We start from the raw sequence: 22,283 nt of genomic DNA on the forward strand, positions 1-22,283 counted from the left end.
AATATGCTGGTACGAGTAGGGACGTGATAGATCATCGTTCATTTCTATCGACAGGCTGTTTGCCCGCACATGCTGGACAGCACCGTCAGTTTTTTAATTAATCACCATCCATGACTAGCACGGATTCAGCTATAAACATGGCTTTTTTCGGTAGAAAGCCTCGATGGTTTTAAAGCTCTGAAGCAAGCAAATTAACAACGAAAAAATAAGGGATACTATGTCTTTTTTATCTTATCATCCGGGGGAATTAGCAGCCCAAGACAAAGCGGGAACAAGAGGCGCAGCCGCTGAACTCGCTGCCGGTAAGCGCAGTGCCCTTAGCTTTTCTTCTAGTCATGATGCATTTTTGGCAGCTCAATCATTTGCCGCTTTAGCAAGTGTTGATATAAAGAGTCAGTCTGTGTGGGTAACCCCTTTGTTCGGCAAAGCTGGTGATTTAACGGCTACCTCAGAACACGAAATTTCAATCTCCGCAAGTTGCATCCCAAACTCTGAAATACTTAAATTTATTGAGCCTGGCACGCCTCTTTCATTATTAGGAATTGATTTAAATAGAAGAATAAGACATCGCATTAGCGGCACTTCGCTAACTTCAATGAATCAAGAGAGCCGTGGATTGAATTTACAAGTTGAGGAATATAGCCCCAACTGCCCTAAATACATTAATCGTAGACAAATCATCCATGCATCAAATGAAGCGTCTGCCTTAAACAAAGATGCAAAGGCAGTAATCCGCACTCAGTTAACTCCTGATGATCAAGCGTTTGTTCGGACAATCGATACTTTGTGGATCGGCAGTTATGCACCTAATGTCGGTGCTGATTGCAATCATAGAGGCGGGCAACCAGGTTTTATACGAGTAATATCACCATCTATCATAGAGTGGCCTGAGTATCGTGGTAATGGCATGTTTTTTACCTCGGGTAATTTGGAATCTTGTGATAGAGCTGGAGTTACTTTAGTAAATTTTGAATCAGGTAGCATGATTCAAATGACAGGCCGAGCAACTGTAGATTGGGCACACGATGGGAGTTATGAAGGTGCTTCAAGGAAAATAGTCTTTCACATAACAAGTCTTATCCGAACAGACAATGTTACCAGCCATCGTTGGCAACGCTTAGATTACTCTCCTTATAACCCTGTGGTAGCGGGTGCAGAAATCTTAGATTCTGAAACTGAATATCCGCAAGTGGCAACGTTGGCGAAAATTGTGGACGAAAGCGAGCATGTTAAGACTTTCCGCTTTGTGATACCGCGTCGTATTGCTTTTCTGCCTGGTCAATATGCTACTTTTGAATTTTCCAATATTCCCGATGGTGAACCGCTTGAGGTACGTACTTGGACTCTATCGGAAACTCCTAACAGTATTAATGGCGACAATACATTAGATATTACGGTGAAGCGTGTCCCAAATGGGTTGCTAACGAACTGGTTACACGACCATGCGGAGCTCGGCATGCAAGTTAAATTGCTGGGTGTTCAAGGCGAAATGACTGCAATTCGATTGGACATAGAAACGCAAAAACCGGTCGTTCCTAAACATTTGCTGTTACTGAGTGCTGGCATTGGTATTACGCCTAATCTGGCGATGGTTCGTGGTATCGGCGCATTTTCACTACAAGACAAAACCAACATTACTATGATCCACATAGAAAGAGATGAAAAGCACCTCATTAGCCAATCAGAATTATTACGCCGAGCAATGAATTACCCTAGTTTCAATTACATAAATATCATTAGTAGTCGTCAGGGGCGGTTGACAGAAGATGCACTGGAAAAGGTGGTGCCGAATGCGGCTAGCCAGCAAGCCTATATATGTGGGCCGACTCAATTTATGAGGGATATGACTGAGTACCTAGTTTCAATAGGCGTCCCAGCAGCACAAATTTATACTGAAAGTTTTGAGTTTTGAATTTAGCTGTTCGAGGTTTGAGGCACAGATGGTTGGACAACCGATTGGAACAGCTCAAACCTTGATTGATAATGACAGGCTCGTGCTGATTAGCCCACTTAGATAAATCGAATACGAAGATCAAAAAAACTCCGCGGCGTTAAATTCCACGGAGGACTTTTTATTTCTAAATCATGTTCTTCTAGGTCTCAGCGCTACAGCGAAACAGCACGCTTTATCTCTTCTAGAACCTCGGCGTTAGCGATTGCTCCGAGGTTTTCTACATCTTTGCCATTCACGACCTGCTTCACTGCCAACTCCACCAATTTACCAGAGCGTGTTTTTGGCACGTCGCTGATCGCAAAAATCTGGCTTGGTACATGCCTCGGTGAGCAAGAGGATTTGAGTTTACTTTTGATGGCTGTCAGTAAGTTATCATCTAAGCTCACACCTTGCTGCAGTTGAACGAACAGCCATATTTGCTCATTGCGGTCGATGTCTTTGCCGACTGCTATCGAATCAACAATGCCCTCAATGGTATTCACTTGCTGGTAGATCTCGGCAGTACCAATTCGCACGCCACCAGGGTTGAGAGTGGTGTCGCCTCGCCCGTAGAACAGGTAGCCACCATGTATGCTCTGTGCGACTTCATCACCGTGATGCCACACATTATCAAACCTGTCCCAGTAAGTGCTGTGGTAGCGCCCCCCTGTGTCATTCCAAAAACCAACAGGGAAGTTGGGTAGGGAGTTTGTACACACGAGTTCGCCACGTTCGTGATTGACCTTGTCACCAGAAGAGTTGAACACCTTGATATCGATTCCAAGCCCTGCCTGTTGGCACTCACCGCGATACACAGGCGAGATCGGGTTACCCAATACAAAGCAGCCACAAATATCCGTGCCGCCAGAAATTGAGGCTAAATGCAGGTCTTGTTTGATGTGTTTGTAAACGTAATCAAACTGCTCTGGGTAAAGCACGGATCCCGTCGAGCACAGTGTTCTCAAATGAGGAAGCGAGTGACTGTCTATTGGCGAGAGTTCGGCTTTCTCAATCGCCTCTAAATACTTGGCTGAGGTGCCAAACAACGATACATTCGCGCGCTGTGCCAAGTCCCAAAGTACATTGGTTTGCGGATAAACCGGGCTACCATCAAAGATCACCAAACAAGCCCCGCTGGCGAGCGCAGAGACGTGCCAGTTCCACATCATCCAACCACAAGTGGTGTAGTAGAACATGCGATCGTGTGGCTTAACATCGCAGTGAAGTTGATGCTCTTTTAGGTGATTGATGGTGGTGCCACCGACAGAATGCACAATACACTTGGGTTTGCCCGTTGTGCCAGAAGAGTAGAGTACAAACAGTGGTTCATTAAAGTTCACACGAGTAAATCGAAGAGGCTTTGGTTGATAGTGACTAATGATGTTTATCCAACTTTGGATTGACACACCATGTTTAACTTTGTTCTTCTCCAAATTGCTCTTCTCTAAATCATCACTTGGCTTTAAATAACCGATCTGACACACCTGCTTTAGCTCGGTTAAGTGTTCGATGATTTCATGGTTCTTGTCCGTCATATCGAACGTTTTGCCATTGAAGGTGTAGCCATCACAGGTGAATAGCACCTTAGGTTTCACTTGGCCAAATCGTTCAATCACACTCTCTACGCCAAAGTCGGGAGAGGTCGATGTCCAAATCGCCCCTAAGCTGGTGGTCGCCAACATCGCTATCACGGTTTGCGGTAGATAAGGCGTATAAGCAGCAACCACATCACCTTGTTGAACTCCGTTATCAACAAGCCATTGTTGAACGCTAGAGACGCCTTCACTTAGGGTTTGCCATGTATAACTCTGTTGTTCGCCACGCTCATTCTCAAACCAAATAGCACGTTCATCCGGTATCTCATGCGCCAAGCGCAGCAAATTTTCGGCGTAGTTTACTTGCGCATTCGGAAACCAAACTGCATCGCGATTCGATTTAGGCTGCAGCCAGCGGCTCTCTCCTTGAGTTTTGATGAGCTCTCTTTGTGCGTTATCAATACTGTTCTGCGAGCCCACCATTCCACAAAACTGCCAAACGTTCTGCCAAAACGACTCGGGATGTTCCACGGACCATTGATGGAAATCCGTGTAGTTTTGTAATTCCCGTCCGAGTACGCCCTGCTGAGCAAGGCTATCCATGAATTGGGTTAAGTTGGCGTCTGCGATGCGCTGCTCGCTAGGTTGCCAAACTGGCTTATTGCTTTCGTGCATTCCTTTACCTTTAACAAAAAGTTAACGTTTTCAGTCTGGTATTTAGGTTTTACAAAGTCAAAAGATCAGCAAAATAAGGGGCTGTCGGAATTGTGTAAATAAAATGTTACACGATCGCCTGTTTCGAAAAGTCGCGCAAATTGGCGGATATAACGAGTGGAGATAGGCTTAAAGTGAGACATTCGAAAGGAGGTGTGTAATGACTCAATATCATTCTAAGCCCGTGAGCCAAGAGGGATGGGTTGAGTGGAGCCTCGAAGAAGACGCTATTTGGCACGACTTGGTAAAAAGGCAACTGGACGTCATTAATGACTGTGCATGCGATGCTTATTTGCATGGCTTGACCCTGCTGGATCTGCCATTAGACAGAGTTCCCCAGCTTCCAGAAATAAATAAAGTTCTAATTAAAACAACAGGTTGGCAGGTTCAGCCTGTGCCTGCGTTGATCGATTTCGACCGTTTCTTTGATTTGCTCGCCAATAAGAAATTCCCAGTCGCGACATTTCTGAGAACGCGAGACGAGTTCGATTACTTACAAGAGCCCGATTTCTTCCATGAAATTTTCGGACACTGTGCCATGCTCACCAATATCGATTTTGCGACATTCACTGAGCATTACGGAAAACTAGGCCAAGCAGCAACACCTAAACAGCGCGCCTATCTTGCCCGTTTGTATTGGTTTACGGTCGAGTTCGGTTTAGTAAAAGAAGGCGATAGGCTGAAAATCTATGGCGGCGGCATTCTTTCGTCTCCGGCGGAAACCATGTATGCGCTGGGAGCGGATTTGGCCGTTCGTGAGCGGTTTGATCTGCAAACCGTATTAAGAACACCTTATCGTATCGATATTATACAACCGAAATATTATGTGATTGATAAGCTGTCTGAACTCTTCAAAATCAGCCAGGAAAACCTATTGCAGCAAGCTGATCTAGCGATAGATGAGGGATTATTACCACCACTTTTTGAACCTAAGGAACCAACACATGTTGAATGAACAAAAATGCGAAGCCTGCAGTATCGACGCGATTGCCCTAAGTAAAGACGAACAAAAGTCTTTACTGTTGGAGTTGTCTGATTGGCAGATCATCGAAAGAGACGGTACCCCACAGCTTGAGAAGGTGTTCAAGTTTAAGAACTACAAACAAGCATGGGCATTCAGCAATAAAGTGTCGGAGTTGGCAGAAGAAGAATTCCATCACCCTTCGATCTTATTGGAGTGGGGCAAAGTCACGGTTACTTGGTGGAGCCACTCAATCAAAGGCCTGCACAAGAATGATTTCATCTGCGCCTCACGCTGTGATGTGCTTGCTGTGAGTGAATAGTATTTTGGGTTAGGGGTTACTCTTGCAACCTTATGTGGTGTTATTACCTCATTATTCGGCTCATAAGGTGAGCTGAATAATCACCTTAATCAACTCATGGTATGAGTTGAATAAGCGATACTTTCGTATCATAGGGTGTAACTTCTCCCAAACTAGCTTGACCTGCATCAGTGACTTGCCGCTTTCTCGTCCTACAACCCCCACTATTGCTCATAGTATTGGTTTTATGAGGCTGCTCTATGATATATTTCTCGGCCAAGTGTATTACAGACGAAGGCTAATAATGTCTATCAACCTTTCACTCCTTCCACCCAGCGAGAAAAATAAAATCGAACTGGATAAGCAGGCATCGTTTCTTGTATGGAAACTGAAGCAAGCGAAATGTGGCCCTGAAGCCATTGTTGAAGAAGCAATGAAGCTAGGTGATCCAGAAGAAAAGGCTTGGTTTGAACAGTCTGTAGAAAAATACAAACGGGTAATGGGTGTCGCATAAACGCAGACAAACCTTACCCAGCAAAGCTGTAGAATTGAAATGACACAGTAATTTGCTAGAATTTGCTCCGTTAACTGAATCAGAGAGAAGATCCCGATGGGAAGAAGTTTTGAAGTGCGCAAGGCCTCAATGGCGAAAACTGCAGGCGCAAAAATTAAAGTTTATTCTAAATACGGTAAAGAGATTTACGTACTGGCTAAGAACGGTAGCTCTGACCCAGACATGAACCTACCTCTTAAGCACCTGATTGCTAAAGCGAAAAAAGACCAAGTACCAGCTCACGTTATCGAAAAAGCGATCGACAAAGCTAACGGCGGCGGCGGTGAAGACTTCCAACCAGCTCGTTACGAAGGTTTTGGCCCAGGTGGCACAAGCGTAATCGTTGACTGTCTAACAGACAATGGCAACCGTACTTTCCAAGACGTTCGCCAATGTTTCGTTAAGACTGGCGCGAAAATCGGTGTTGAAGGTACTGTTTCTCACATGTTCGCTCACCAAGCTGTATTCCAGTTTAAAGGCGAAGATGACGAGATCATTCTAGAAACGCTAATGATGGAAGACGTAGACGTGACTGACGTTGAGCTAGAAGACGGTGTTATCACTGTATTCGCTCCAACGACTGAGTTCTTCAAAACGAAGACTGCACTAAACACTGCGTTCCCAGAGCTAACTCTAGACGTTGAGGAAATCACTTTCGTTCCTCAAACGACTACACCAGTTGCTGAAGAAGATTCTGAGAAGTTCCAGAAGTTCTTAGACATGCTTGACGACTGTGATGACGTTCAGCAGGTTTACCACAACGCTGAGCTGTAATCTTTACAGTAACAACAGTTATTAAAAAACCGAGCCTAGTGCTCGGTTTTTTTATGCCGTTTATTCAGAGATAGAAGAACTTAAAAGTGTGACTCTGGGTGTTGGCTGTTTTCTTTGTTTTTGCTTGCAGGCCGAGATTGATCGTTGTTTTCATTTCCCGTATTTGTTCGAAACTACCGGACGAATTTCCCTTGATCATCGTTCTATATTGGCGACATGATCGACCTAGTTGAGTAACCCATTTAGTTCATCATTTCCGGTGAAGTTGAAGTTTCAGGCAATGGGGTCGGCATCGTTTTAGCTTTTGGCTTGCAAATCCATGCTGCGAATTTTCGAATCAATGGCAGTACGGTTAGGTTGAGCGTTAATGCGCAAGGCCAAGCAATAAAGAAGCTTTGCAGCCAAATCGACGGCCATTCGTGGCTGAATCCCATTTTATAACCTGAGATAACTCCAGACATAATCGTTGCCATGGTCAGGGAAGACAAAAGGGCGGTGACCCAAAATTGTTTATTGTTCATGGTATGTTTCTCCCGTGATTTTCTGTTGTTGATGAGATAAGGTTACATATATCCATTAATGAGAAAAATAGGCACGTATAGAAGTATGAATTCCATATTTGGAAACATTGATGATCTGTTTTTATTCTGCGCAGTGGTTGAAGAGGGTTCTTTGCTTTCAGCATCGAAACGTCTGCAATTGCCTGTGTCGACCATGTCGCGTCGGTTAACCGCCTTGGAAGAGCGCTTGAGCATCCGCCTTCTGGAAAAGAAAGGACGAGAGCTGGTGGCCACCAAAGACGGTGAGGCGGCCTTTGCAGCGCTGAGCAGTGGTATGGAATCTTTGCATCAAGGGTTTAGTTGCCTGCTTGAAGAGCGCGATGCGATTCAAGGCAAGATAAAGCTCGCGGTGCCTCATAACTTCTATAGTGGTTTTCTTCGGCTAACGGTTGAGCAATACCTCACTCAGTATCCGAACGTGCAGCTCAATCTCATTTTGAGTCAGCAGCAAGTAGTGCCTGAAACCGATCGTGACTTGTTGATCACGTTTAAAATTTCCGACATGGACGGCATGATTGCTCGACCACTGTTTAAGGCCAAGCATGGCTTTTTTGCGAGCCAAGAATATTTAGATTCTCGTGAAGAAATTAAAAATCCAGACGATCTCGAGCATCAAGAGTGGATTAATGTCGATGATGTGTTTGATATACCGCTCTACAAATCCGATCGCTTAGAGCAGATGGTGACGATTAAACCCAAGTTCATCGTTAATGATATTTATGCCGTTGCGGCCGCAGCGCAAAAGGGGCTGGGTATCGCCTCACTGCCTTTTCGCCATGTTTCTCCAGAAATGAATCTGATTCAAGTGCTCCCTGAGTATCATCGGGGTGATCGCCAAGCGTATTTAGTGTACAAAGAAAGAAAATATCAGCCGAAGGCTTTGACCTTGCTTATCGAAACCTTGATTGAGAGCGTTCAGTCATTCCATCACGATGAGCTGAGTTAAATAAAAAGGAGTAAGAAATGAAAGTAAGTTTTATCGGGCTAGGCGTAATGGGGTTCCCAATGGCAGGCCACCTAGTCAAAGCCGGTTTTGAAGTGACGGTATTTAACCGCACTCACAGCAAAGCATTAGACTGGGCTGATAAACACCAAGGTAAAGCTGCTGAGAGCGTGGCTGAATGTGTAGCCGAAGCTGACGTAGTATTGGTTTGTGTCGGCAACGACGACGACGTGCGCAGCATGACGACCAGTGAAACAGGCGCTCTGGCCGCAATGAAGCCAAACGCGATTCTTGTTGATCACACCACAACGTCTGCGGTTCTGTCTGAAGAGCTTGAAGTGGCAGCGAAGAAAGCGGGTGTTCGCTTTATGGATGCACCAGTGTCTGGTGGCCAAGCGGGCGCAGAAAACGGCGTATTAACCATCATGTGTGGTGGAGAACAAGAGCTATTCAACGACCTTCAACCTGTATTTGAAGCTTACGGTAAGTCGTCAGTTCTAATGGGCAAAGTCGGCCAAGGCCAACGCGCGAAAATGGTCAATCAGATTTGCATTGCAGGTGTATTGAACGGCCTATCTGAGGGCTTGGTACTTGCAGAGAAATCAGGTTTGGATATCCCAACTCTGGTCGATTGCCTTAAAAACGGCGCAGCTGGCTCATGGCAGATGGAAAACCGCGCGACCACAATGGCGCAAGACAAATTCGATTTCGGTTTCGCAATTGACTGGATGATCAAAGACTTAGGTTTCTGCCTAGATGAAGCAGAGCGTCAAGGTATCCAATTGCCATTGACGGAAAAGACCAACAACGCATACAAGGCATTGTCTGCTGAAGGACAAGGCCGCATGGATACGTCAGTATTGATGAAAGCTGTCGTTGAAGAGACGAAGAAGTAGAAGAAACAAAGAAATTGTCCCAGCGAATAAGCAGTAAAGCTTCGTTTAGATAATTAAAAATAGCCGCTGATTAGCGGCTATTTTTGTTTGTGTGAACTTAGGAATGCAGTGAAAGCGTTGGTTCTGAAACTCACCATCGAACAAAACCTTGTCACAAATCTCATATCTTAAGGTGAGCTCGGAGCATTTCCGAGAATGTAAAAACTTTTCCCCCTACAAAGTCATGTCTAATTTTACTCATCCCCCTAAAAATTGTTCCCGACGCCTTCTGATGGATGGAGTCCATCGCTAGAGATTGGTTTGGCCTGTATTGTTCGTTAATAATTACCGCATAAACCAAAACACAGATTTACTCTCTACCTAATTAAGGCTTCAAATCATGACAAAACCATCAAAACTCTTTACCAGTATCGCTTCTGCTTTGGCATTGACCGCTAGTGTTTCAGTATGGGCTGATGAGCAAGATTTTAGTTCGATGCAAATGCAAGGCGTCGAAAAAGTGGATATTCAAGTTGATATAGAAGGTGCTGCGCAACGCTTATCGCAAGCGGTTCAGTTTCAAACTATCTCTAACCAAGATCGCAGTGATTTTGACGAGCAGGCTTTTCGTGACTATCACCAATTTCTTGAAGAATCGTACCCATTAGTGCACAAAACACTCAAGCGAGAAGAAGTCGGTGACCCGCGCCCTTTCAGCTTGATTTACACGTGGAAAGGTAAAGATCCATCACTTGCTCCCGCTATTTTTATGGCGCACCAAGATGTAGTACCAATTGCAGAAGAGTCTCGTGATGAGTGGAAAGAAGAGCCGTTTTCAGGCGCGATTAAGGACGGTTATATCTGGGGTCGTGGCTCATTAGATGACAAAAACCAACTTCAGGCGCTGTTAGAAGCTACTGAGATGAAGCTAAAAGAAGGTTTCCAGCCTGAACGTACCATTTTGTTTGTATTCGGCCACGACGAAGAAGTGGGTGGGCCAGAAGGTGCCAAGCACGCGGCTGATATCATTGAGCAACGTTATGAGAAAATTGCGTTTGTTATGGATGAATCTGCTCCTCTTGTCCCAGGTATATTTCCTGGCATCCGTGAAAACACGGCATTAATCGGCATTGCTCAAAAAGGGTTCGTTAGTCTAGAGATTGCTATCAATGGTGTTGGTGGTCACTCATCACAACCGGGAGAAGAATCGAATATTGTCGCGTTAGCAAAAGCAGTTGAGAAAGTTGAAGCAGCGCAATTCCCTTACAAAATTCATGATGCGGTGAGATACCAATATCGATACATGGGGCCGGAACTCCCAGAAGCGCAGCAACCACTGTACAAAGCCGTAGCCTATGGCGAAAACGACACGGTGACGGACTTAGAGAAAAAATTTATTGATGTGATGTCTAAAAATGAGGTTACTCGCGCCATGCTTCATACTACAACGGCGGTTACTATGTTTAATGCTGGTATTAAAGACAACGTATTACCGCCAGCAGCTACCGCAGTTGTAAACTTTAGACCGATGCCGGGTGACACTCCTGAGGTGATTATCGAACATGTGAAGAAAGCGATCGGCGATGAAAGAATGACCATTCGTGATATCTCAGCATCAACGCCTGCAACCAATGTTGCGGATCCTAGTGGTCCAGGTTATGCCATGTTAGAGAAAACGATTCGCCAAACTTGGGGTAATGATCTGATTGTTTCACCGTTCTTTGTTATTGGTGGTTCAGACTCTAAACACTTCCAAGCGCGAGATTTTGCCCCTGATGTATATACAATGACGGCGATACAATTAGAAAGCGTAAAAGAATTCGAAGGCTTCCACGGCGTGAACGAACGTATCTTAGTTGAAGAATACGGTCGCTCTATTGGGTTCTTCTACCAACTAATGGATAACCTCGAAAGTTTGTAATTTAAATATTATTGACTCATATAAAACGAGACGATGGCTAAGATTTTCTTAGCCATTTTTTCATTAGCCCTTGTTCTAATTAGAAAATATTGACATGAAAAATACATTATTAATGGTTATGGCTTGCTGTTTTAGTTTGTTCACACAAGCTGCTGAAACGATATCTTGGGAGTCATTAAGACCTGTGCAGAATCAGTATCAGGTTCTTTCTCCTGGGAATAAGGCGCTACTTTCTGAGATTTACGCCTACGAGGCTGTTCAAAAAACTCGTCAGTTAAGTCCAATGGAAAAAGATGGATACAATCAACGTGTGGTATTGGCTGAACAATTTGGCTTAAACGTACGTGAGCTGCTTGTACAAAGAACACAACAAACGAACGATATTGTTCCCGACCTTAGTATTAACGATATGAAATTAGCCGGATTTTTAGTACCGCTCGAAATGGAAGGTTTAATAGGAAAGCAGTTTATATTGGTGCCTACCGCAGGGGCTTGCATTCACACACCTCCCCCACCTGTAAACCAAACGATTTTAGTCGAATTTCCAGAAGGCCATGAATTACAAAGTTTATACACACCAGTATGGGTGACAGGGAATATTAAAACAGGGGCGGTTGATACGTCGGTTGCACTTTCTGATGGCAATCAAGATATTCAAACTGGATACGTCATTGATGCGTCGGATATTGAGCTGTACCACTAAATCTGTTCAACGAATTTAGAATATAAAATGGTGACTAACGGGGGAATCGTTAGGTTCAATCGGCTCACTATGTACTGTCTAACTCACTTATCTTCATGCTCCCCACTTCGATCTTTGAGGGGGGCAATCCATCGGAGGCGATGAGGTGTTATTCCGTTTTCCTTATACCGTATCTGTATTAACAAAGGCGACTGACTCGCAGCTTTTGCATGCAGTCCGCCCTACAGCACTTATATACCAATAGGAAAACCAATATGAAAAGCTTAATCGCTATATCCATAGTAACGGCTCTGTCGGCAGGCTCAGCGTGTGCTAATGAGATCGTTAATGAATCATCCACAAATGTAGATGTTTACAACACTCATGACTTTTTTTTGAAAAAAGGCAATCGAGTTAAACTTCAGTTTCCTATCGAGCAATCCAAGTTTGCTTGGCAGAACCTAAGTCGTTTCTACCCTACCGCTCAAATAGAACGGGATGGGCCTGTCTATCAATTCCCATATCAAATTGACCAAAATATTGGCGAAATATCAGCGACTGTACACGGTGAAAGCAAGACTCTAAACGAACATCTCAATTCCTATCCTGTCGATGCTTTTCTTGTTGTTAAGAACGGAGAGGTTGTCTTTGAGCGTTACAACACGATGCGAAAAACAGACAAGCATAATTGGTTTTCAAACTCGAAAATTACAGTAGGTATCGAGCTGGCTAAATTGGTCAACGAGGGGCAAGTTAACCCAGGAGACCCTATTTCTAAATACATTCCTGAATTAAAGGGATCTGACTGGGACATGGTATCCGTTTCTGATACTGCAAATATGGCGACAGGCTTGAACGCAACAGAGCATGATGAGCCAGAGGCAGACTCACGTATAAACCCAGAACAACCTTGGTTTAAATGGGCGGTTTCCATTGGCGTGTTTGAAGGTCAAGGCAACCAAAGCCCACTTGAAGTACTTGCTGAAATGAAGCGAAGAGCACCGGGCGGAAAAACATTCGAATACAATTCAATTAATACGTTTGTTCTAGCTCGGCTTATTGAGAACGTTCGTAACTTACCCATGAATGAGATTGTCAGCCGTGATATGTGGCAGAAGATGGGGGCTAATAATGACGCTTATACTGTCGTTTCTCCACAAGGGGGATACCCTTTAATGTTTTTCTCAATGAATACCACAATTGAAGATATGACTAAATTCGGCATGTTACTTACTCCGTCCGCCATAAAGTTGGGTAATGGTGGAGTTAGCAAAGAAGTCATTACGTTAATTCAAGACTCTGGTAACTCAGAAGCTTACGGTGGTGGTTATGTTGGCAAGATGATGGAAAACTCTTTCTACAACGACACAAACATCAAGAATGGTTATCAATTTGATGCAATCTTTGAGGATGGCGACTTATTCAAGGCAGGTGTTGGCGGTCAAGGTGTGTATATTTCACCAGAAAAAGACTTAGTTATATCTTTCTTTTCAACCAGTAACGGTAAAAACCAAGAAGAAACTTATGCTCGTGAGATTGCGAAATATTTTAGCCGCTAATTATGCACGATGATTACCACCTAATGTGACCAATCATTGATAGATTTGAACATTGAATAAGTTTTATCTTTTTTGTAACGCCAGTCGCCTGACTGGCGTTTTTTGTTTGCTGAGTTTGGTTATTGATTCCTTGCGAGCGGGTGATTAAGCATCACGAAACCTTTAGGTTATTTATCTACAGCACTATCCATTATCGCTGTAGTAACACTGTTATGCGTTTTAGGCTCGTGGTTAAACACCGATGTCAGAGCCTAAATAAGTTTACGTCATCATATAGATACGACTTGTTTGAGCTTCTTCCCGTTACTCATTGCATTCAGACGATACATTCGCTCCTCTTACCCTATACTCATTGGCAATACACGTAGGGTTAGGATGCAGTGTAAGTTCAAGAGAGGCTTCGTTTGAATTCACTTATCTTGATGGGTTTAGGTATGCACTAGCAAACGTAAACAGTTAGATATCAATCAATAGAAGCATCGAATTCGCTCGCTGGAATAAGGTTTTGAGTGTTGAATCAATACGGGATGTAGATGTACTTGATAGAGATAGAGATAGAGATAGAGATAGAGATAGAGAGTCAGTTCAAGGTAAGGCCGAACTGAATAGTAAATCGTGGCTATTTTAATAGAGAAAAGTGAGAGGATGTAAGAGAAACAAAATTTAAAAAAGGCGAATCTCTCGATTCTCCTTTTAACGTATGATGGTTTTTGATCGTTTTAGAAGAATACTTTGTATTGGAACCAAACCACGGTGTCGTCAATGTCTAGTTTTTGAGTGGTTGATTCCATGCTTCCATAAGTATTTTCAACCTTGACTTGTCCCCAACGTGTTTTGTCTGGCGAAAAAGGAGTTGCTGCCAGTAGGGTGGTTTTAACAGTACTCGTTTCAATATCACCATCCATGTACGTAAATTCTGGGTAGGCTGCAAAATAAGTACCATCGGCGCCTGGCTTCCAAACTGCATAAGCAGCAGCCATACCACCTACGATACTATTGTCTGTAACACCAAAGGCACTTGTTGTGCTGTCTGAATATTCACCGCCCATTACTGCTGCACGGCCGAAAAAGGTCAGAGAGTCGATTGGAGTTCTGAAAATAGCGACACCACCTACTGCAGCAGTAGTAAAGCTTGCATTATCAATGATATCTAATGATGCGGCTACGCGAGGTGTAATAGCATTATTTATGTTGAACACATGGAAATATTGAGCTCGGCTGTCTTTATATTTACCTTCATTATCCATCGAACCTTCCAATGTGAACATAGACATCTGTCCGTTGTCATAAGCGTATGATAGTGCTCCTGATAGTTTTAGGTCACCTTTGTTATTGGTTGCAACATACATATTAGAGCTGGCACGAGTCATATCGGATGGATCGACTTTTTGAGTATCATCGCCAGCAAATGCAGAAATAGAAATGGTAGCAAGTAAAGCAGTAGACAAAGCGGTCATTTTTAGAGTGTTCATGGTACGTTCCTGAGTTATTTAAGTTAAGTTGCCGAAGCAATGACGCAACTTTACATAAGGTTTTTAGACTCATTAACTCTCTAGCGATGGGCTCGAACCATCGCTGCCATCTAAGCAGCGTCAGGAAAGGGGGTGAGCTCGGTTTCTCGTGGTGAAAAATATATCTATTCGCCTGTTTAAAGTGTATTTGGGAAGATATTTTGAATTGAAATTAGAGCGTGATGATAGAAATGTGTTATTTGATAAGAGAAACAGACGCTGTATTGGTTAATGTAGACTCTGGTGGTAAGATTTATTATCGAATATGAAGACTCGCAGGGCATGATATGAATTTTAGTCTTGAGCAACTAAATACTTTCGTTGCGGTATATGAACAGCAGGCTTTTAGTAAAGCTGCGATAAAATTAAATAAGCACCGAACAACGGTTGCACAAGTCATCACGAGTTTAGAAGACCAGTTAGCGATTACTCTATTCGATAGGTTGAGCCGCAGTGTTGAACCCACTGAAGATGCAGTTCTCCTTTATCATTACGCAAAGCAAATTCTAGAGCAGGCTAAAACTCTTGATAGATTTGCATTAAGTCTTTCATTTGGCGGGCTAGAATCGGTGACGATAGCCTATGCGAGCTTTTTACCTCATCACGTTGTTTCTAAAATTCGTCGACAGCTTTATGAAGACTTCCCATCTATGCGCGTTAATTTTTTGGTCAGAACGAAACCAGAAATAAAAGCAGGGATTGAAGACGGAAGCATCCATTTTGGGATTGTGAACATATACGAAAGCAAAGTGATTAATAGTATTGATTTTACTTTCTTGGGGAATATGCCTTTTGTTCCATTTGCTCATGCAGGAAGTGAATTATCGGCTAAGCCTTCAAACGAAACGCTCTCAACGATGAAATCTTTACGCCAGTTTGTACTCAAATCTATGGTCGATGATAAAATGACGGAGAAGGTTGTCGTTTCTTCAAAACATGAATATGTTGATCAATTAGCGGTCATTATTAAGCTTGTCCAAGATAATTTTGGTTGGGCTCTTTTACCAAAGTCGATAATTGAGTCTGAATATGTGACTGAAAATTTGGTAGAGATAAAATGTGACGAGATCAAACAAGAAATAATGGTTCCTATATCCCTTTGGTGTCCACATTCAAAACAAATTGCTCAGGTAAAAAAATCGATCATCAAGGTCGCTGATTATTATATAAACAAATCAGCGTACTAAAAAATGGACACTTTATTGGGATGAATTTATCAGGCCATAGAAGTATTTATCTTGATGAGCGATCTATTATGAACTCGTTTAGGGCACTTTGAGTCATAAAGCGCCAAGAGTTAAATATTGGACTATCCAAGTTCTGGACATAAATGAGCCAGTAAATTTCCTAAGTTAGCAATTGACCAATCACTTTTTGTATGGGAGAAAAAACGGGGTTTTGGAAAGCTAGTATGATGAATAAAATCGCGTCACACCAGTAAAAAGGTTTGGTCTAAGAGGATTGAGTAAACCTAATTTAAATTAATGAAAATATTATTGAATTTGTCTAAGTCAACAATCTCATTATCTTCAATCCATAAAAAGAAATTACTCTGCCACCTCTGAGTTTTCTTTGCTGAATCGGAAAAAACTTTAGATTTTAACTCTCCACGGCTTGAAGTCCACGGCGGAAAAACTCTGAAAGCCATTTTCCCTTTAGCTTTGTTTGAGGTTACAACTCCCTTATTAACCAAAACAGTTAACGGGAAGATATAAATACCTCTCTTCGATATGTCGCAATCACTAACCTCAACAAAAAGATAATCTAAATCATGTTCTTCGTAAGGCATCGTTCTTCTCGGATCGGTACTATTTTCATCAGGTCTCTTCCATATTGATAGAAAATTACCTGGTCTATCTGGTGTAACATTTCCCTTTCTATAAAGTATTTTTTTTCCATCTATTGAGAACTCAAGAGCTTCATACTTACTATTCTGAGGATATCGATCTAACACGACGGGACTGGTTAACTCGCATCCTTTAGATATGAAGTTATGACGTATAAACACACTTACCTGATTAAGATACTTATACTGAGACAAAATGCTCCCCCTTCAAAAAATTCGATCTAACATAGTACACGTTAATGAGCCGTTATCTAATGAAGAAAGCCACTCAAGTATTCAAAAGTTCGAAAAGCAACCAGTAAGACAGAGCTTTAGTCTACTTATGCAATTAAGCTCCTATCGCGCTGTAATTCTTCACGTGTTGGCAACTCATCCAGAAATTTAGGTAATTTTTTGTTGAAGCCTGTTTTTTCAAAGCCAAAGAGAGAAAAATAGTAGATAGCTCTTACTAGAGTTTCCGAACAAAAATCAATGGCACAAAAATCCAATCTCTCATCGACTGATGAGCCATGAACGATTTTTGAACGAGCTTTGTAGAGTTTTTCTGCTTTGTCTTCAATCAAATCACTAAGTCCATTGTGAGTGATGTTTAAATGAGTAACTCTTCGTTTGAAGACCTCTGTAAGTTTATCTTCGTGAAAATTGACCAGTGCTTCCATTGAGCTGACGAGCTTTTGTATTTGCTGATAGAAGTTAGGTTCTCTGGTAGCATCCCCATACCATAATAAAGCTCGCTCTAAACGCTCGACGACCCTTTGACTTGAAAAATTAGGTGTTAATAGTAATTCAGGTATCTGAAATACGGTGTCTATATAGTTTGTTTCACAAGCTCTACTCTCATGAAAAGCTAGCCAAAATTGTTCTGAATCGGACTGGAAAGAGTGAAAATTACGAGTTGTCGTTTTACCCATGTTATTTCTATCTTTTCCTACTCTGTAAAAATCAAACAGGTGATTATTTCTATCATTGGACGCCAGTAGCGGGATGGCTTGGGGTGATAATCTAGTGGCTAAAAGCTTCAATGCGTTATATGTAGCATCTCTAGCTCTTTCCGCTAGTTGTCGTGATAGTTTCTTACTGCATTGTGTTGGTACAGAGACTTCTAGATAATAGTTATAGTTATAGTTATAGTTATAGTTATAGTTATAGTTATAGTTATAGTTATAGTTATAGTTATAGTTAAATGTTCTCGTATCTTTAAAATGGGTTAGCTCCTTTTCCGTCAGAGCAATCTCGTATGCAGGCACTAATCGAATATTTTTGCTTATTTGTAACTCATTGCTCAGGTTAAACATCGTTACTGGGAACTGATAAACAGAGCGCATAAACTCTTTTTTAAAGGCCCACACTCGACGACTTATAATGTTTTTTAACGTTTGAAATTTAACATCGAATTGCTCTCCGTCATGTATCATGCATTGAGCAAAACCATCCAAATCAGAATTAGCATACTCGTATACTATCTCTTCAATAATAGGGTTTAGTTCATAGGATAAACAATTGAGGTTTCTCTTATGTATAAGCGTCGCTAATTCTCGGATTAGAGATAGGGAGCACGATGAATGGTGCAACTGATAAATGCAAGGTTCCTTACTTTCCCATTTTTCTCTCATTTCTTCCTTTAGGTCATTAGGAGCATCAATCCATGTCAATACTGCATTGCCCATTTTAACCTTTTGGTAGTAAGCCTCAGGATCATCTAACCAGACTTTATGTGTACGAGCTAGTTCTTTTAACAGCTTTGAAAATACCTCACACTCACTTGCTGATAGTTGCATCAATACCCACCTTAATTTATTAGTTGCGGTCATTTAGATAAAATACTGACATTATGAAAAGTAAGTCAAATGATACTTAGGTGTAGTTGTGTGCTCATTCGGTCGAAACACGGAATGGGGCAGAACTGAGTCAGCTCTGTCCAAGGCCTGAAATGGGCAATATCAGATTATGTTTTGATCCATCCATTTTATTCTTTCGCTACTCTTTCTTTTTTGAATTTTCCACTCACGCCCCAGCTCAACCATTCGCTCCTCGTAATGACCATTCGTCGCATTGATAAAACTGCATGACAAATTCTAGTTAACCTTTCAACGTCAACATTTGAAAGGGATTAGAAATCATGACTACTGCAAACACGACTTACTTACTTACTTCTCTATTTAAGCGCTCATTTTTGATTGGGCTTGTTTCCTTCGCTCCTACGTTAGCTTTAGCTAACCCAAGTTCAGACGTGCTTGATATCTACAACCAAGCCGCGCAAGGCAATGAAGACTTGGTGGAAGTGGCTTACGAACGCCTGAACGACACGCTACAACAAGATGGTGCTACGCCACTAACCTTGGTTTACCTAGGCAGCACTGAAACTTTAATGGGACGTGATGCATTCTTGCCTTGGAACAAGATGAAGTATGTGGAGAAGGGCTTATCGACAATTGATAAATCACTGGTGCTGCTTAAAGACGAAGTCCAACCGATTCATGAACAACCTCGCGTTCAAGGGTTGCCAGATTCTTACCTAACTCGCGCCATGGCTGCGGTGACTTACACCTCTCTGCCAGACATGTTTAACCACTTTGACCGTGGTTATGACCTGTTCCTCTCGTTACTCGCGGAAGATGATTTCCAGCAACAACATTTCGCAGCGACATCCTGGATTTACCGTTACGCCATTACCGCATCGCTTCGCGCTGAAGACTTCAAACAAGCACAAGTGTGGCTTGAAAAAATGGGAACTGCTGATGCTGGCAATATCGAAACTATGACTGCGAAGGCGCTCATTGCAAATGCTAAATAACGGTTTACTAAATCTCATTAACGAGCTGGTCTTCAGAGGACAATGAAATGATCGAATTTAACAGTATCGGCAAAGCGTATGTGACTGGTGGTCAAAGCGTAGATGCACTCAAGGGCGTTGATGGTCAGATCCAACGCGGTGAAATGGTGGCGCTATGTGGGCCGTCGGGTTCAGGAAAAAGCACACTTTTGAATATTCTTGGTTTATTGGATATGGATTATCGAGGGCAGATTAATATTGATGGCCAACCGTATCCGACAGAGCAAATCGCCGCTGCACGTTTTCGTCGTCAGTCGCTGGGTTTTGTGTTTCAGCGATTCAATCTGGTTCCTGTAATGACTGCGCTTGAGAATGTCGCTTACCCATTGATGTTGAACCAATGCTCAAAGCAAGAACAGCAGAGCAGAGCGCAAGACATGTTAGAGCGTGTTGGGCTAGGGGATTACGTTAATCATCGTCCAGACAACTTGTCTGGAGGTCAGCAACAACGTGTCGCGATTGCCAGAGCACTGATCCACAACCCAAGCTTAGTGATTGCCGATGAGCCGACCGCGAGCTTAGATAGCCACACTGCGAACCTTGTGATCGACATTATGAAAGAGCTTGGTCACGAAATGAGTACGACTTTTATCGTCGCAACGCACGACCCAAGAATGGCGCAGCGTTGTGACCGAGTGATTGAACTTATCGACGGACAATTGGCTCCACAAGCCACAGCAACGGAGACGATCTCATGGGCAAGTTAACACAAAGAATGAGCACGTTTTTACTTCCAACTTCGGTGCGTTTGGCGTGGCTTAATCTATTAAGAAATGGTCGACGTAGTTTGTTGTCGGTGTTGATCATCGCCATTGCGGTATTTGCACTGACCAGTGCTGGTGGTTATGGGCTTTACACCTATGAGTCACTGAGAGAATCGACTGCGCGTGATACTGGCCACCTTACTTTGAGTACGCCAGGTTATTTTGAACAAGATGAAGACATGCCGCTGAGCAATGGTCTGGATAACGTACAAACGCTAACCAAGAGCATTATCGGTGATAGTGACGTGCGTGGTGTGCAGCCGCGAGTCTATTTCAGTGGTTTGGTGTCTAACGGCAGTAAGTCGACCATCTTTATGGGAACGGGTGTCAATGAGCGTGAGTTCGACATGAAAGGCCCTTTCCTTGATGTGCGCAGCGGGCAAACCCTGTCGGATGTGAAATCCCCAAGATACGATAGCCAAGAGCCACAAGTGATGCTGGGTACTGACTTGGCTCGTAATCTTAAAGCTGCGGTAGGAGATTGGGTGACTCTGCTCGCTACAACAAGTGACGGTGCTTTGAACGCTTTTGATTTTAAGGTGCAGGGCATCTACTCGACAGGCGTGCCAGAGTTGGATAAGCGTCAGCTGTATGTTCATATCACTGCCGCTCAAGAGCTTTTGGCCTCAGACAAAGTCAGTACCTTATCGGTGTTCCTATTTGAAACAAGCAAGACCTCGACCGTTCAACAACGTATCCAAACTGCTTTAGATCGAAATAGCGCTAGCCAAAGCGAACAAGGATCAGAGATCGAGATCACTCCATGGCAAGATCGCGCGTTTTTCTATACCAAGGTTAAAGATCTTTACGACCGGATCTTCGGCATCATGGGTGCAGTGATGGCGTTGGTAGTGTTTGTGTCGTTGTTTAACACCATGACCATGTCGGTGACCGAACGCACTCGTGAAATTGGCACCTTGTCAGCACTCGGCAGTTACCCTTCTGAAATCGTGGCGGGTTTCTTAAAAGAGGCGGGACTACTGGCGGTGATTGGTAGCATGATTGGCGCGCTAGTGAGTGGCTTAGTGTCGGTGTTATTGCTGGTGGTTGATATACAAATGCCACCACCTCCGGGTCGAACCGAAGGTTATCCACTCAACATTTACTTCTCATTGGAACTGGTTGGTTACGCCACTTTAGGTGTGCTGACGATATGTTTGCTGGCTGCTTATTTCTCTGCTCGCAAAGGCGTGAATAAGCCAATCACGGAGGCACTCGTTTATGTGTAAATTAACTCGTTCATTCAATATCTTGGCTTGCGCGTTGGGCTCTGTTTTGGCTCTGGTTCTAGCATCGACACCAAGCTGGGCTGTCGATTCACAACAAGTCACTGAGATGATTGCCAAAGCGGATAGCTATCGCTTGAACAGCGAACAGGCGTCTAAGGTAGTGTCTTTGGTGGCGCTATATCAAGACGAGCAATTGGATAAAACGCGAGAATACAATGTCTACACAAGGCCAAATCGAGAGTCATTAGTCGTCTTTAAATCAGCTGTTGAGGCAGGTCAAAAGATGCTGATGATTGAAGATAATTATTGGTTACTGATGCCGAAATCGCGCCGCCCAATTCGTATCACACCAATGCAAAAGCTATTAGGTGAAGCGTCGGTTGGCGATATCTCGACGCTGACTTGGAGCGAAGATTACCAAGGCGAGTGGGTTGCCGATCAGCAGGTTGAGATGCCCAATGGTGAACAGCTCGATACCCATCACCTAAAGCTCGCGGCGAAAACTAAGGGTGCCAGCTATCAATCGATTGATCTGTGGTTAACGGCAGACCGAGCGTTTCCAGTTAAAGCGGATCTGTATCTGCGTTCAGGAAAGCTGGCAAAACAAGCTTGGTTTACTGAGGGCGTGCGTGATGGTTTACCCACAGTGGTGTCGATGACCTTGCTCGATAAGATTCAACCAAGCAAGAAAACCGTGATTGAGTACCGCAAAGTGATTGAACAAAGCTTGGAAGACAAATATTACAACCCTGCTTATTTATCGCGTAACAGTGTTTCTGGTCTGTAGGT

General features: G+C 43.2%; 20 protein-coding genes. 15 read left to right on the top strand and 5 right to left on the bottom strand.

All coding sequences use genetic code 11. From position 1 onward, the window contains the following. Window positions 1–217: 217 nt before the first annotated feature. Entirely contained in the window at window positions 218–1,912 is a 1,695-nt protein-coding gene (locus L8S15_RS11520; RefSeq protein WP_171387619.1) for an FAD-binding oxidoreductase, read from the top strand. Window positions 1,913–2,106: 194 nt separating this feature from the next. On the opposite strand, the gene L8S15_RS11525 is transcribed toward L8S15_RS11520, so the two are convergent. Next, on the bottom strand, window positions 2,107–4,143 hold the full coding sequence (locus L8S15_RS11525) for an acetoacetate--CoA ligase (RefSeq protein ID WP_280573135.1): 2,037 nt from the start codon (window positions 4,141–4,143) through the stop codon (window positions 2,107–2,109). Window positions 4,144–4,342: 199 nt separating this feature from the next. On the opposite strand from L8S15_RS11525, the gene phhA reads away from it, so the two are divergent. The 4 genes from phhA to L8S15_RS11545 all read left to right on the top strand — a co-directional run bounded on the left by phhA (window position 4,343) and on the right by L8S15_RS11545 (window position 6,771). Beyond that, complete coding sequence (phhA, locus tag L8S15_RS11530) at window positions 4,343–5,137, top strand: phenylalanine 4-monooxygenase (protein WP_016787479.1); 795 nt, start codon at window positions 4,343–4,345, stop codon at window positions 5,135–5,137. Continuing rightward, entirely contained in the window at window positions 5,127–5,465 is a 339-nt protein-coding gene (locus L8S15_RS11535) for a 4a-hydroxytetrahydrobiopterin dehydratase (protein ID WP_010432321.1), read from the top strand. The genes phhA and L8S15_RS11535 overlap by 11 nt, the downstream gene beginning before the upstream one ends. Window positions 5,466–5,748: 283 nt before the next feature. Then, window positions 5,749–5,958: a DUF3283 family protein gene (locus tag L8S15_RS11540; RefSeq protein ID WP_010432323.1), complete on the top strand. Its 210-nt coding sequence runs from the start codon at window positions 5,749–5,751 to the stop codon at window positions 5,956–5,958. Window positions 5,959–6,054: 96 nt separating this feature from the next. Beyond that, complete coding sequence (locus L8S15_RS11545; RefSeq protein ID WP_010432326.1) at window positions 6,055–6,771, top strand: YebC/PmpR family DNA-binding transcriptional regulator; 717 nt, start codon at window positions 6,055–6,057, stop codon at window positions 6,769–6,771. A 242-nt stretch (window positions 6,772–7,013) separates the two neighbouring features. On the opposite strand, the gene L8S15_RS11550 is transcribed toward L8S15_RS11545, so the two are convergent. Then, window positions 7,014–7,292 carry a DUF2798 domain-containing protein gene (locus L8S15_RS11550; protein ID WP_016785456.1) on the bottom strand — a complete coding sequence of 93 codons (279 nt, stop codon included), beginning with the start codon at window positions 7,290–7,292 and terminating at the stop codon, window positions 7,014–7,016. An 85-nt stretch (window positions 7,293–7,377) separates the two neighbouring features. On the opposite strand from L8S15_RS11550, the gene L8S15_RS11555 reads away from it, so the two are divergent. From L8S15_RS11555 to L8S15_RS11575, 5 genes are all read left to right on the top strand, one after another. Next, on the top strand, window positions 7,378–8,277 hold the full coding sequence (locus L8S15_RS11555; RefSeq protein WP_016797822.1) for a LysR family transcriptional regulator: 900 nt from the start codon (window positions 7,378–7,380) through the stop codon (window positions 8,275–8,277). A 17-nt stretch (window positions 8,278–8,294) separates the two neighbouring features. Beyond that, entirely contained in the window at window positions 8,295–9,170 is an 876-nt protein-coding gene (locus L8S15_RS11560; protein WP_016797821.1) for an NAD(P)-dependent oxidoreductase, read from the top strand. A gap of 379 nt (window positions 9,171–9,549) precedes the next feature. Beyond that, window positions 9,550–11,070, top strand: coding sequence for a M20 family peptidase (locus L8S15_RS11565; protein ID WP_016797820.1), 1,521 nt, complete (start codon window positions 9,550–9,552; stop codon window positions 11,068–11,070). A gap of 94 nt (window positions 11,071–11,164) precedes the next feature. Next, entirely contained in the window at window positions 11,165–11,773 is a 609-nt protein-coding gene (locus tag L8S15_RS11570; RefSeq protein ID WP_016767959.1) for a DUF3299 domain-containing protein, read from the top strand. Between the two features lie 254 nt (window positions 11,774–12,027). Beyond that, the gene (locus L8S15_RS11575) at window positions 12,028–13,311 is read left to right on the top strand and encodes a serine hydrolase (protein WP_010432338.1); all 1,284 of its coding nucleotides are present in this window, start codon (window positions 12,028–12,030) and stop codon (window positions 13,309–13,311) included. A 719-nt stretch (window positions 13,312–14,030) separates the two neighbouring features. On the opposite strand, the gene L8S15_RS11580 is transcribed toward L8S15_RS11575, so the two are convergent. Beyond that, the gene (locus L8S15_RS11580; RefSeq protein ID WP_280573143.1) at window positions 14,031–14,783 is read right to left on the bottom strand and encodes a hypothetical protein; all 753 of its coding nucleotides are present in this window, start codon (window positions 14,781–14,783) and stop codon (window positions 14,031–14,033) included. A gap of 326 nt (window positions 14,784–15,109) precedes the next feature. On the opposite strand from L8S15_RS11580, the gene L8S15_RS11585 reads away from it, so the two are divergent. Continuing rightward, complete coding sequence (locus L8S15_RS11585) at window positions 15,110–16,009, top strand: LysR family transcriptional regulator (protein ID WP_102265458.1); 900 nt, start codon at window positions 15,110–15,112, stop codon at window positions 16,007–16,009. A gap of 284 nt (window positions 16,010–16,293) precedes the next feature. Here the strand turns inward: L8S15_RS11585 and L8S15_RS11590 are convergent, their stop codons facing one another. Both L8S15_RS11590 and L8S15_RS11595 read right to left on the bottom strand, forming a co-directional pair. Continuing rightward, window positions 16,294–16,776 (bottom strand): MepB family protein, encoded by a 483-nt coding sequence (locus L8S15_RS11590; protein WP_010432344.1) that lies wholly within the window; start codon window positions 16,774–16,776, stop codon window positions 16,294–16,296. 212 nt (window positions 16,777–16,988) lie between these two features. Next, window positions 16,989–18,446, bottom strand: coding sequence for a HEPN domain-containing protein (locus L8S15_RS11595; RefSeq protein WP_280573147.1), 1,458 nt, complete (start codon window positions 18,444–18,446; stop codon window positions 16,989–16,991). A gap of 341 nt (window positions 18,447–18,787) precedes the next feature. Between L8S15_RS11595 and L8S15_RS11600 the strand changes: the two genes are divergently transcribed. The 4 genes from L8S15_RS11600 to L8S15_RS11615 are packed head-to-tail and all read left to right on the top strand — an operon-like array spanning window position 18,788 to window position 22,281. Beyond that, on the top strand, window positions 18,788–19,462 hold the full coding sequence (locus tag L8S15_RS11600) for a hypothetical protein (protein ID WP_280573149.1): 675 nt from the start codon (window positions 18,788–18,790) through the stop codon (window positions 19,460–19,462). A gap of 47 nt (window positions 19,463–19,509) precedes the next feature. Next, window positions 19,510–20,208, top strand: coding sequence for an ABC transporter ATP-binding protein (locus tag L8S15_RS11605; RefSeq protein WP_010432353.1), 699 nt, complete (start codon window positions 19,510–19,512; stop codon window positions 20,206–20,208). Continuing rightward, a complete protein-coding gene (locus L8S15_RS11610) occupies window positions 20,196–21,494 on the top strand; it encodes an FtsX-like permease family protein (RefSeq protein WP_010432354.1) in 1,299 nt (432 codons plus the stop codon). Before L8S15_RS11605 ends, L8S15_RS11610 begins: the two co-directional genes overlap by 13 nt. Further along, a complete protein-coding gene (locus L8S15_RS11615) occupies window positions 21,487–22,281 on the top strand; it encodes an outer membrane lipoprotein-sorting protein (protein ID WP_016795440.1) in 795 nt (264 codons plus the stop codon). The genes L8S15_RS11610 and L8S15_RS11615 overlap by 8 nt, the downstream gene beginning before the upstream one ends. Window positions 22,282–22,283: the final 2 nt, after the last annotated feature.

The organism is Vibrio sp. S/42/10, from assembly GCF_029890535.1.
Taxonomy (GTDB): domain Bacteria; phylum Pseudomonadota; class Gammaproteobacteria; order Enterobacterales; family Vibrionaceae; genus Vibrio; species Vibrio cyclitrophicus.